This window comes from Turicibacter sp. GALT-G1 (assembly GCF_025594995.1).
Classification (GTDB): Bacteria; Bacillota_I; Bacilli_A; order MOL361; family Turicibacteraceae; genus Turicibacter; species Turicibacter bilis.
Map to the genome: position 1 here is coordinate 17,930 of NZ_JAMQUS010000031.1, position 12,444 is coordinate 30,373.

The following is a 12,444-nucleotide window of genomic DNA, read 5'->3' on the forward strand; positions in this document are numbered from 1 at the left end:
CTAATTCTACGGGTATTAAAAAAATGTGGGTGTATTTTAAAATTAAAATAAGTCATCGTCTCATAGGACTAAATATTCAAAAAAAGTAAATATTAATAATTAGTATAAGTAGGTGATAAAACGGTTTATAAATTTGATTTTGTTCCATAAATTATGAAAATAATCCAATTATAAACTAAAATTATCTATTTTATCACTAATTATTACATAAATTACGTGTATTAATTACTAATCAATTATCCTATAATGAATTCTGCAAAATTTTCATAAAGGAGTGAACATCTTGGAAAATCCACATTTTCTTCCTGCAATTATCATATTTCTGATTGCTTATGGAATTATTATTTCTGAAAAATTTAATCGAACTGTGATTGCATTAATTGCAGCAGTTCTAATGGTAGTTTTTCATATCTTTAATCAAGAACAAGCTTTAGAATTTATTGATTTTAATACCGTTGGTTTATTAATTGGAATGATGATTATTGTTAACATTTTAAAGCGTACAGGAATTTTCCAATACGTTGCAATTAAAACAGCTAAGTTATCAAAGGGAAGTCCTTGGCGAATTATGGTTTATTTCGCTATTATTACTGCTGTTTCATCTGCTTTACTCGATAATGTTACAACCATTTTATTAATTGCTCCAGTGACCTTTGTTATAACAGAAACATTAGGTTTAAATGCAATACCGTTTTTATTAACCGAAGTCTTTAGTGCAAATATTGGTGGGCTTGCGACATCAATCGGGGATCCAACCATCATTATGATTAGTGGGGCAACAGGATTATCTTTTACGGATGTTTTATTTAATTTAGGACCGATTGTGCTTGTTATTTTCACTGTTGTGTTATTGATTTTAAAACTTATATTCCATAAACAATTACACATTAGTGAAGATAATAAGAAGAAAATTGAACAGTTTGATGTGTCTAAGGCAATTACTGATTCAACCCTACTCAAAAAAAGTGGAATTATCTTATTGTTAACAATTGCTGGATTTGCTACACACCATGCAATCGGAATTGAATCAGCGACTATTGCCTTATTAGGTGCTGGTATTCTTTTATTAATTAGTAAAGTTGACGTAGAAGAAGTGTTAGAGGAAGTAGAGTGGCCAACCATCTTCTTCTTTATGGGATTATTCGTTATGGTTGGAGCACTTGAAACAGTAGGTGTCCTTGAAGTATTAGCAAGTGGATTAATTAGCCTAACAGGTGGAAGTGTGATGATTACGTCACTATTAATCTTATGGGTAGCGGCCATTGCTTCGGCTTTCTTAGATAATATCCCATTCGTCGCAACTATGATTCCGTTAATTTTAAATATCGGACAAATGACAGGAATGGATACAACGGCTTTATGGTGGTCATTAGCTTTAGGTGCATGTTTAGGTGGAAATGGTAGTATCGTTGGTGCTTCATCTAATGTTATTGTTAGTGGGATGTTGCACAAAAAAGGATATAAACTATCATTCGGTGACTTTTTGAAAATTGGGTTCCCAATCATGATAATTGCTGTTGCCATTTCCACAGTCTATATTCTGATCTTTTATGTCTAATTAGAATAAATATCCTATAAATACTATTACTTCTTTTAAAGGAGAATGAATTATGTCAAAATACTCGCGAACTTATAGACCTACTCGATCTTATACAACTTCAGGCGTTTTAACTCAAGCTAGTTATTTAGAAATGGAAGCTGAGCAACATGAAATGAAACTAAGACAAATGGGGGGAGAAGTTCTCCAATTAAGTGCAAAATGTTGTTATGTGAGATTTCATATTGGAGAATTTAAATTATCTTATGTTTATAATATCAATCGATCAAATCGTTATTTCTTAGAACGTCTTAAACCGTATCCACTTCCCTTAAAAGAATACGAAAATGAAGATGATGTAATTGAAATGATTCGCCTTGATTTAGAACATTTCCAAAATGCAGCTAAGAGTAAAAATATCACTTCGTTTATTAAAATTAATCAAGAGTTAAATCGAACAGCTAAAGCGTTTGAAGATTTATTTTTATACTATAACGTAGAAACATTCCATACAGATACAATTTTACAAAAGCTAGATGAAATTAAGGATGAAATCCGTAAAACAGTAGATGATTCAGAACGTTTATTTGATGATGGTGAGCCATGCTCATTAATTCAATTTTTAGAAACTCCAGTAAAATAACAGAAAAGGTCGTAAAGTTTAACTTTACGACCTTTTCTTATTCATAATAACTTTAACCTCTTTAGCCAAATAACAAAGGGCCATAACATTAATTGTGGCAGTTAATGCAACTCCTAAGTCGACAAGTGACCAAATCAATGAGGCTGAGCCGATGGATGAAATCAAAATCACAATTAACACAATTACTCTGACAGGATAAAGAATCTTTTCATTCTTACATAAATATTTTACATTACATTCACCATAAAAATATCCAGTTAAAATGGTACTAAAAGCGAAGAAGAAAATAGAAATCGCTAAAATAACTCCACCAATTGGGCCAAATAGTTCTGTTAAAGCATACTGAGTTAACTCGATTCCATTACTGTGAGTCGTGCCAACTTCCACGGCATTAGTCACCATAATTAAAAAAGCAGTAATCGTACAAATAAATAGTGTTGTAACATAAACTCCAAAAGATTGAATATAGCCTTGATCAGTAGGATTATCGCTATTAGTTACCGCGGCTGCATGAGCACCCGATCCCATTCCAGCTTCATTAGAAAAAACACCACGTTTAATTCCAATGATGATGGTATACATCACGGTTCCTCCAATTAAGGGAGATGGCTGAAAAGCATCTTGGAAAATAGTCATAAAAAAAGTTGGAATATAATCAAAGTGAGTAATCATAACAAAAAGACCAATTCCTATATAGAATAGAGCCATAATTGGAACAATCTTTGATGTCATTTTAGCAATTGTTGAAGCCCCACCAAAAATAATCATTGAAGTGATCAATGCTAATCCAACTCCAGTTAATAGTGGAGGAATAGATAATACATCCCTAAATGACGTTGCAATAGTATTGGCTTGAATTGCACTGAAGCCAAATGTATAGGTTAAGACGATAATAAAAGCATAAATAACTGCAAATCCTTTTTGATGCATTCCATATTCAATGTAGTAAGCAGGCCCTCCAATATAAATATCCCCATCTCTTTTTTTATACAGTTGTGCAAGTGTACTTTCAACGAATGAAGCGGCTGCTGTAATTAAGGCGCTTATCCACATCCAAAATACACTTCCAGGTCCTCCGATGTAAATTCCAAGAGCAACTCCAGCTAATGAACCAACGCCTACTCGCGCAGCTAATGCCATTGTAAATGACTGAAAGGAGGACACACTACTATTAGATGATTTTTTAGTTAAGCACTGAATCATTTTTTTAAATCTAAATTGAACGCCTTGAAAATAGAACGTAAATATTAAACTAACAAATAACAATATTGGAATTGCTAAGTATGACCAGATAATATGTTCCAAATCTTTGACTAGTTCTGACATATTTAATCCTCCATCAATGTTTCATAATTAATATCTAATGTATTTTAAGAAGTGGAGGATTATGATTAAAAACAAAAAAAGAGATATCGTTAGACGATATCTCTTTAGATTAGGCATTATCCTTGTAATTCTAAGTATTTTGCGATTGTACGAACCATAACTCCAGTTCCACCTTTTGGACCTAAATCATAAGCTGTTTTTGAATCAGCAGTTCCAGCAATATCTAAGTGAATCCATGGTGTATCTTCAACGAATTCTTTTAAGAAGGCTGCAGCCATAATCGCTCCAGGTTTTCCGATTGGAGCATTGTTTAAATCAGCTACATCACTATTACGAAGAGCTTTTTGATCACGAGGGAATAAAGGCATTTGCCACATATATTCATTTGTTAAATCAGCAGCTTTCTGAAATTCATCTAAGAAGGCTTGGTTATTAGTAAAGGCTCCTGTTGTATCAGCACCTAATGCTGCAATAATTGCTCCTGTTAAAGTAGCTAAATCAATGATTTTGCTTGCACCTAAGTGTTTAGCAAATGTGATACCATCTGCTAAGATTAAACGTCCCTCAGCATCTGTGTTTGTTACTTCGACAGTTTTCCCACTCATTGTTGTTAGGATATCACCAGGTTTGATTGCATCTCCGCTAATCATGTTATCTGTTGATGGAATAACAAGTAATAAGTTGACTGGTAAGTTTAAGCGTACCGCAACTTGGAAAGCACCGAATGCAGAAGCGGCTCCCCCCATATCACCTTTCATTGCTTCCATCCCAGAACGTGGTTTTAGACAATATCCACCTGTATCGAACGTTAAACCTTTACCAACTAAGGCAGTGATATTTTCAAAGCGTGGTGTTCCTTGATATTTCACGACAATCATTTTTGGAGGTTGGACGGATCCGCGGTTAACACCAAGGATTCCACCCATTCCTAGTTGTTCCATTTCATCTTTTTCAACGATGCGAATTTCTAATTCATGTTCATTAGCGAATTGAGCGATATGACTCGCTAAATCTGTTGCCGTTAATTTATTACCTGGCTCATTTAATAATTGACGAGCACTGTTTGTTGCCTCTCCGTAAATCACTCCACGATTTAAATCATCTGTAATTTGTGAATCGCAATGGATGAAGAAATTAACAGGTGTTGTAGCTTTCTCTTCAGTCTTATAAGTTTCCATTTTATATGTTGATAAAGTGATAGCTTCAGCACAAACTGTCGCTAATTCATTAATTGAGACAGCTTTACAATCGAATGTTTCTAATAAGATGGTTACATCCTCTTTTGCTGCTTTTGCGACTTTTCCTAAAACTTTACGACATTTTTCAACCGTAAAATCTGTTGATTTGCCTAATCCCACAATATAAACTTTTTTACTTTCAATTTGCCCTAATGGATAAATTGGCGTGATATCTTTAAAGTTAGTTGGAATTAATCCCTCTTCTAATGAAACTGATAAACGTTTATTTAATGCTTTATCTAATTGAGTAATAATGTCATGAGAGATATCTGAGAAAACGCCAACTACTAAATTTGTTTTTTCATTTTTAATCTTTAAACTCGATTTGAATTCAATCATCGTTCTCACCCTTTCTTTGTTTTAATATTATACCATAAATTACCTGTATCTATGGTATAATCTATCAATTTATATTATGGCTCTTTTATAGCATTTATTATTTCATACTTTTTAAACGTAGGATATGAAAAAGCACTCGATTTACTTGAGTGCTTTTAAATGAATTATTCAGAAACAGGAACAACCGCTCCTGCATATGTTTCAACAATGAAATCTTGGATTTCTTTAGAACGTAAAACTTCAACTAATGTTTTAATATCATCACGGTTTTCATCTCCGCTATTAACAGCGATGATATTTACATAAGGAGATTCAGATCCTTCCATAGCAATAGAATCAGTCATTGGATTTAATCCACCGTCTAATGCATAGTTTGTGTTAATTAAAACCGCATCTCCTTCATTTTGTTCATAAACAGTAACTAACATACCTGGATCAATATCGGTTTTGAATGTTAAGTTTTTAGGATTTTCAATAATATCTTCTACTGTAGCAACACTAGCATCTACATTAGAATCTAAAGTAATTAATCCTTCTGTTTGTAATAAGGATAACATACGTCCATGATCAGCAACTGAATTACTCATGATAATTGTAGCGCCTTCAGGTAATTCATCTAAAGATTTATAATTTTTAGAGTAAATACCGATTGGCTCGATGTGAATTCCACCTGCATTAACTAGATGTGTTCCATGCTCTTCATTAAATCCCTCTAAGTAAGGGATGTGCTGGAAGTAGTTCGCATCTAATTCTCCTTCATCTAAAGTTGTATTGGGTAAGACATAGTCTTGGAATGTGACAACATCTAATTCAATTCCTTTTTCCTTAAGTAATGGTTTGGCTTGTTCTAAAATCTCTGCATGAGGAACAGCTGTTGCTCCAACTTTTAATGTTGTTTTCTCTTCACCACTATTTCCACATCCAACTAAAGAAATAGCTGCCACTAAACTTAATAAACCTAATGATAATTTTTTCATTTTTAACTTCCTCCTTAAATTTTCATATTCTTTGCTCGTTTTCCCCAACGAGTGATATATAAATCTTAATCAACTGATTAAGGATTTAACTGAATAAATAGTTTTTATTAACGTTTGTCAATTTGTTTAGTGATCATATCTCCGATAAACTGAATCACAAAGACAATTACTAAAATAATGACGGTTGCTACAAAAACAACGTCAAATCGATGACGTTGGAATCCATCTAAGTAAGCTAGATTTCCAAGACCACCTGCACCGATAACACCAGCCATTGCTGTATATCCAACAAGTGAGATCGTTGTAACCGTAATTCCTGAAACTAAAGCAGGTAAGCTTTCAGGAATGAGGACTTTTCGAATAATCGTCCAAAGTGAAGCTCCCATTGCAATGGAAGCTTCTATGACACCTTTATCAATTTCGCGAAGCGCGATTTCAACAAGACGCCCATAGAAAGGAGCGGCTCCTATAATTAAAGCTGGTAGGGCTGCATTCGGCCCAAGGACCGTCCCAACTAAGAATTTTGTAAAGTTTAACAAAAGAATGATTAAAATGACAAATGGAATTGAACGAAAAATGTTAACAAATGCTGATAAAACACGATTAATCCATTTATTTTCTAAGAGTTGATTCGGTGCTGTTAAAAATAAGACTAACCCGATAATTAATCCTAAAATAAAGACGAAGATACCTGCGATAGCAGTCATATATAATGTTTCAAGCGTTGCCGAGAACATTTTATCCCATTTGACATTTGGTAGTAATAATAAAAACATTATGAAATCACCTCAACTTCTACCCCAACTTCTTTTAAATAATTAAGAGCTGGAATGATTTCTAGACCCGTAAGTTGAACATAAAGAGAACCGTAGCCACCCTCTTGAGTTTGTACGACCTTTCCTTGAATAATATTAATGTCCACTTGGTAGTTACGAATAACGTTTGTGATGAAAGGTTGTTCTGCTTTTTCTTTTAGATATTTCAGAAGAACAATTTTTCCTTTAGGGAACTTTTTAATTAGATGTTCGACCGTCTCAATTGAGTCATCTTCACTCGCTACTTGTTTAACGAAACGTTCAGTAACTGGATGCTGAGGATTAGAGAAAACCGTTAAGACATCTCCTTGTTCAACGATACGCCCACTTTCCATAATCGCCACATGATGACAAATTTTTTGAATCACATGCATTTCATGTGTGATTAGAACAATAGTTAAGTTATATTTTTTATTAATTTGAACAAGTAAATCTAAAATTTCATCTGTTGTTTGCGGATCAAGGGCTGAAGTGGCTTCATCACAAAGTAGAACTTTAGGATTGTTAGCCAATGCACGTGCAATCCCAACGCGTTGTTTTTGTCCACCACTCAATTGAGAGGGATAATTGTCTTCTTTTCCACTTAAACCAACTAATTGAATAAGTTCTAAAACTCGTGGCTTGATTTCTTCTTTTTTTACCCCTGCAATCTCAAGTGAGAAGGCGATATTTTCAAATACCGTACGTGACCAGAGTAAATTAAAGTGTTGAAAGACCATTCCAATTTGTTGTCGAGCTAATCGAAGCTCTTTAGAGGAGATTTGAGTTAAATCTTTCCCATCAATGGTAACTGTCCCTTCAGTTGGACGTTCCAGTAAGTTTAACATTCGAATTAGTGTACTTTTTCCAGCCCCACTGTAACCGATAATTCCGAATATTTCCCCTTTTCGGATAGATAAGTTAACCGAATCTACAGCAGTGACACATCCAGAATTCGTATTAAATATTTTTTTTATTTGATTAAGAACAATCATGAAATTCTCCCCTTTCGTTCTCTTAATCAGATGCTACAATTTTCTTATTTATGAAATAAAAAAACCTTTCTACTTCGATAAGCAGAAAGGTGTATTACATAATTTATATGTAGATCACACTTTCCCTTATCTTTCAGACAATGTCTGCAGGAATTGGCACCGTATCATGACTGATTGGTTGCCGGGCATCATCGGGCCTGTCCCTCCGCCTCTCGTGATAAGAGTTTGTTAAGTTGTATAAAATTGTAAATCTTAATAACTATTATAAATCCTATTTATGGAAAGTCAATTATTTTTTTCCACAAACAGGCCACATTTATTAAGTCTTATATAGGGATAATATGAGATAGAAAAATTTTAATCATATATTTGTAATCATTTCGATAAGATGTAAAGATAAAAGGAAACTAAAGTTGGGGTGAGAATCGTTGAAAGAATATTTAGTAGTTATCATGATAATGTCAGTTGCATTAGCTATGGATGCATTTGCGGTTGCTATTACATTAGGAATGGATGGATTAGCCCATACAGTGAGAGATCGTCTTAAAGTATCCATTAGTTTTGGCTTTTTTCAAGGTCTGTTATTTGTCATTGGAATTGTTTCATTAAAGTTTGTTAGTGGAGAAATCACGACGTATAATCATTTAATCGCTGGTGTGATTTTAATTATATTAGGTGTTAGAATGTTAAAAGAAGCTTTTGAAAGCTCGAAAGAAGAATATATTGAATCTCATGAGATGGGCTTCAATAAAAAAAAAGATTTATCCTTAAAGTTACTTGCGATGTTTGGGATAGCGACAAGTATCGATGCTTTAGCAGCGGGGATTACTTACGGGTTAATTTATGAACAATTAATTCTGGCTACTATTGTCATAGCAACTATTGCATTTTTATTTTCCTATATAGGATCAACCTTTGGAAAAACATTAGGGCATATGATAGGAAATAAAGCAAACATCTTTGGGGGAGTTATGATTATTTTACTAGGAGTTAATGCCTTATTTTTTTGATTACAATCAGTAGCAGATACGCTTTATTTTATTAGGAAAGAGATATCTTTTTTTAATATCAAAATTAGGATTTTATCTTTATTTCCTATATTATATTGGTAAATTATCCATAAGATTGTAAGCGTAACTCCTTATATTAGAAAAAAATAAAAATATTTTAAAAAATTAATGTATATAAGTTGATTTTTTCCAGTGTTGGAAATATAATAATAACTGTAAAAGATATATACGTTATAACGTTTAAGGGGAGTTATTAAATGTTATGTTCGTATAGTGAAAACCCTTTACAAAGGGAGGAATCTTGTTGTAAAATTATGGTAACAATAAGATTTGAAATTTCAGAGAGCGGTTCTTAAGAGAACTATAAGGAGGAACTATCATGGAAGCTTGGCAAGGCTTTAAAGGTACAGAATGGCAAGAAAAAATTGATGTGCGTGACTTTATCAATCAAAACATCACTGTTTATGAAGGAGACGACTCTTTCTTAGCAGGACCAACTGAAGCAACAACAAAATTATGGGAACAAGTAATGGAGTTAACTAAAGCTGAGCGTGAAGCTGGCGGAGTTTTAGACTTAGATACAAAAATCGTATCTACAATTACTTCTCATGAACCAGGATATTTAAATAAAGATTTAGAACAAATCGTTGGTTTCCAAACTGACAAACCATTCAAACGTTCATTACAACCATTCGGTGGAATTCGTATGGCTGAAAAAGCTGCTGAATCTTATGGATTCCATGTAGATCCAGAAGTATCTCATATCTTCACTGAATACCGTAAAACACATAACCAAGGTGTATTCGATGCTTACACTCCAGAAATTCGTGCAGCTCGTAAATCAGGTGTTATCACAGGATTACCAGATGCTTACGGACGTGGACGTATTATCGGAGACTACCGTCGTGTTGCTTTATACGGGGTAGATCGTTTAATGGCTGAAAAATTAAAAGACCATAACAACACTTCACGTGTCATGGATGAAGAAAACATTCGTTTACGCGAAGAAATCTCTGAACAATACCGTGCTTTAAATGAATTAAAACAAATGGCAGCAAAACATGGTTTCGATATCTCTAAACCAGCAACAACTGCTAAAGAAGCAGTTCAATGGTTATACTTCGGATACTTAGCTGCAATTAAAGAGCAAAATGGTGCTGCGATGTCTTTAGGACGTACTTCTACATTCTTAGATATCTACATTGAGCGTGACTTACAAAACGGTGTAATCACTGAAGAAGAAGCACAAGAGATTATGGACCACTTCGTAATGAAATTACGTTTAGTTAAATTCTCTCGTACTCCAGATTACAATGAATTATTCTCAGGAGATCCAACTTGGGTAACTGAATCAATTGCTGGTATGTCAACTGATGGATTCCCATTAGTAACTAAAAACTCATTCCGTGTATTACACACATTAGATAACTTAGGACCAGCTCCAGAACCAAACTTAACAGTATTATGGTCAACTAAATTACCTCAAGGATTCAAAGAATACTGTGCAAAAATGTCAATCAAAACTTCAGCTATCCAATATGAAAATGATGACATCATGCGCCCAATCTACGGTGATGACTATGCAATCGCATGTTGTGTATCACCAATGAAAGTTGGTAAACAATTACAATTCTTCGGTGCGCGTGCTAACTTAGCAAAAGCATTATTATATGCAATCAACGGTGGTAAAGATGAAAAGTCTAAAGTACAAGTTGGACCACACTGGGCACCAATTACTGATGAAGTATTAGATTACAACAAAGTAATGGAACGTTACGATGAAGTAATGGAATGGTTAGCAGATTTATATGTTAATACATTAAATATCATCCACTATATGCATGACAAATATAGCTATGAGCGTATTGAAATGGCATTACACGATACAGATGCAGAACGCGTTTCAGCAACAGGTATCGCTGGATTATCAGTAGTAGCTGACTCATTATCAGCTATCAAATATGCAAAAGTTAAACCAATCCGTGATGAATTCGGTATTGCAGTTGACTTCGAAGTTGAAGGAGACTTCCCTAAATACGGAAATAATGATGATCGCGTAGACCAAATCGCAGTAGACGTTATGTCATCATTCATGACAAAAATCCGTAAACATAAACCATATCGTGCAAAATTACAAACTCAATCTATCTTAACTATCACATCAAACGTTGTATACGGTAAGAAAACAGGAACAACTCCATGTGGTCGTAAAGAAGGTGAACCATTTGCACCAGGTGCAAACCCAATGCACGGACGTGACTCTCACGGAGCAATCGCTTCAATGTCATCAGTAGCGAAGTTACCATTTGAATCTGCACAAGATGGTATCTCAAATACATTCTCATTAGTACCTAAATCATTAGGACGTACAGATGAAGAACGTAACAAAAACTTAGTAGCAATCATGGATGCTTATGTTGCTAAAAAAGGTCACCACTTAAATATCAACGTATTTAACCGTGATACTTTATTAGATGCAATGGAACACCCAGAGAAATACCCACAATTAACAATTCGTGTATCAGGATACGCTGTAAACTTCATTAAGTTAACACGTGCTCAACAATTAGACGTCATCAATCGTACAATGCACGAAAAAATGTAATTTGTGAATAAGAGAAGATAAGGTGATTAGTATGAATGGATATGTACACTCAGTAGAATCTTTCGGAACAGTTGATGGCCCAGGACTTAGATTTATTGTCTTTGTCCAAGGGTGCGGACTCCGATGCGCATATTGCCACAATCCTGATTCATGGAAAATGAAAGAAGGAAAAGTAACGGAAGTTTCTGAAATTGTGTCAGAATTAGTGAAGTATAAAGAGTTTTTCGATGCCTCAGGTGGAGGGATCACGGTAAGTGGTGGAGAACCTTTATTACAGATGGAATTCGTGACTGAATTATTTAAAGAGTGTAAAAAACATGGCATTCATACTAACATTGATACTTCAGGTGATTTAAAGTTCAATACTGAGGAACGTAAACAACAATTAAAAGAGTTATTAGCTGTTACTGACATGCTAATGCTTGATATTAAAATGTTTGATGCACAAAAGCATAAACAATTAACAGGAAAAGACAACGCACACATATTAGAATTTGGTCATCTAGTCTCTGATGCAGGCATTCCAATGTGGATCCGCCGAGTTCTTGTACCAGGATTAACAGATGACGAAGATGATTTACAAAAAACTGCCGAATACATCAAAACTCTGAAAACCGTTAAAAAAATTGAAGTTTTACCATATCACAGTATGGGTGAATACAAGTGGAAACAACTCGGATATGATTATCCGTTAGATGGACAACTCCCACCAAGTGACGAACTTGTTAAACATGCAGAAGAGATTCTTGGTAAAGCTATCTAATCTTTTAAAACTAGCTTCCCTTTTTGGAGGCTAGTTTTTTTTGTAGGCAACAACAGTATGAATAGAGAAGAAGCAGTAAAATTTTTATGACATTAAAAAACTTTACCATTTCTATTGATAACCTATATTCGAGTTTAATATAGATCCGATTATAAAAAAGAGTGAGTTGTGGATAACTTCATTTGGAGTTATCCACACTTTTATGTGCGCCCGGCAT

At 34.1% G+C, this 12,444-nt stretch carries 10 protein-coding genes and 1 riboswitch; of the genes, 5 read left to right on the forward strand and 5 right to left on the reverse strand.

What is annotated here, in order from left to right; genetic code table 11:
- The first annotated feature begins 283 nt into the window (after positions 1–283).
- Positions 284–1,558: an SLC13 family permease gene (locus NEH74_RS06235; protein ID WP_055242885.1), complete on the forward strand. Its 1,275-nt coding sequence runs from the start codon at positions 284–286 to the stop codon at positions 1,556–1,558.
- A gap of 52 nt (positions 1,559–1,610) precedes the next feature.
- Positions 1,611–2,180 (forward strand): hypothetical protein, encoded by a 570-nt coding sequence (locus NEH74_RS06240; RefSeq protein WP_055242888.1) that lies wholly within the window; start codon positions 1,611–1,613, stop codon positions 2,178–2,180.
- Positions 2,181–2,204: 24 nt separating this feature from the next.
- On the opposite strand, the gene NEH74_RS06245 is transcribed toward NEH74_RS06240, so the two are convergent.
- The 5 genes from NEH74_RS06245 to NEH74_RS06265 form a co-directional block, all read right to left on the reverse strand.
- Positions 2,205–3,506: an alanine/glycine:cation symporter family protein gene (locus NEH74_RS06245; protein WP_055276656.1), complete on the reverse strand. Its 1,302-nt coding sequence runs from the start codon at positions 3,504–3,506 to the stop codon at positions 2,205–2,207.
- 116 nt (positions 3,507–3,622) lie between these two features.
- Positions 3,623–5,083, reverse strand: coding sequence for a leucyl aminopeptidase (locus NEH74_RS06250; RefSeq protein WP_055276657.1), 1,461 nt, complete (start codon positions 5,081–5,083; stop codon positions 3,623–3,625).
- A 164-nt stretch (positions 5,084–5,247) separates the two neighbouring features.
- Entirely contained in the window at positions 5,248–6,060 is an 813-nt protein-coding gene (locus NEH74_RS06255; protein ID WP_055242894.1) for a MetQ/NlpA family ABC transporter substrate-binding protein, read from the reverse strand.
- Between the two features lie 107 nt (positions 6,061–6,167).
- Positions 6,168–6,836 (reverse strand): methionine ABC transporter permease, encoded by a 669-nt coding sequence (locus NEH74_RS06260; RefSeq protein WP_055242896.1) that lies wholly within the window; start codon positions 6,834–6,836, stop codon positions 6,168–6,170.
- Positions 6,836–7,849 carry a methionine ABC transporter ATP-binding protein gene (locus NEH74_RS06265; protein WP_055304475.1) on the reverse strand — a complete coding sequence of 338 codons (1,014 nt, stop codon included), beginning with the start codon at positions 7,847–7,849 and terminating at the stop codon, positions 6,836–6,838. The genes NEH74_RS06260 and NEH74_RS06265 overlap by 1 nt, the downstream gene beginning before the upstream one ends.
- Positions 7,850–7,972: 123 nt before the next feature.
- Positions 7,973–8,073: riboswitch (SAM riboswitch) on the reverse strand.
- A 204-nt stretch (positions 8,074–8,277) separates the two neighbouring features.
- On the opposite strand from NEH74_RS06265, the gene NEH74_RS06270 reads away from it, so the two are divergent.
- From NEH74_RS06270 to pflA, 3 genes are all read left to right on the forward strand, one after another.
- Positions 8,278–8,859: a manganese efflux pump MntP family protein gene (locus tag NEH74_RS06270; RefSeq protein ID WP_238581153.1), complete on the forward strand. Its 582-nt coding sequence runs from the start codon at positions 8,278–8,280 to the stop codon at positions 8,857–8,859.
- Between the two features lie 379 nt (positions 8,860–9,238).
- A complete protein-coding gene (gene pflB / locus NEH74_RS06275; RefSeq protein WP_055242899.1) occupies positions 9,239–11,464 on the forward strand; it encodes a formate C-acetyltransferase in 2,226 nt (741 codons plus the stop codon).
- Between the two features lie 31 nt (positions 11,465–11,495).
- Positions 11,496–12,227 carry a pyruvate formate-lyase-activating protein gene (gene pflA, locus NEH74_RS06280; protein ID WP_055276663.1) on the forward strand — a complete coding sequence of 244 codons (732 nt, stop codon included), beginning with the start codon at positions 11,496–11,498 and terminating at the stop codon, positions 12,225–12,227.
- Positions 12,228–12,444 lie beyond the last annotated feature (217 nt).

Coding starts and splice junctions, on each gene's coding strand:
- NEH74_RS06265 (WP_055304475.1), bottom strand. CDS start 7,849: ATGATTGTTCTTAATCAAATAAAAAAAATATTTAATACGAATTCTGGA.
- NEH74_RS06245 (WP_055276656.1), bottom strand. CDS start 3,506: ATGTCAGAACTAGTCAAAGATTTGGAACATATTATCTGGTCATACTTA.
- NEH74_RS06255 (WP_055242894.1), bottom strand. CDS start 6,060: ATGAAAAAATTATCATTAGGTTTATTAAGTTTAGTGGCAGCTATTTCT.
- NEH74_RS06260 (WP_055242896.1), bottom strand. CDS start 6,836: ATGTTTTTATTATTACTACCAAATGTCAAATGGGATAAAATGTTCTCG.
- pflB (WP_055242899.1), top strand. CDS start 9,239: ATGGAAGCTTGGCAAGGCTTTAAAGGTACAGAATGGCAAGAAAAAATT.
- NEH74_RS06240 (WP_055242888.1), top strand. CDS start 1,611: ATGTCAAAATACTCGCGAACTTATAGACCTACTCGATCTTATACAACT.
- pflA (WP_055276663.1), top strand. CDS start 11,496: ATGAATGGATATGTACACTCAGTAGAATCTTTCGGAACAGTTGATGGC.
- NEH74_RS06250 (WP_055276657.1), bottom strand. CDS start 5,083: ATGATTGAATTCAAATCGAGTTTAAAGATTAAAAATGAAAAAACAAAT.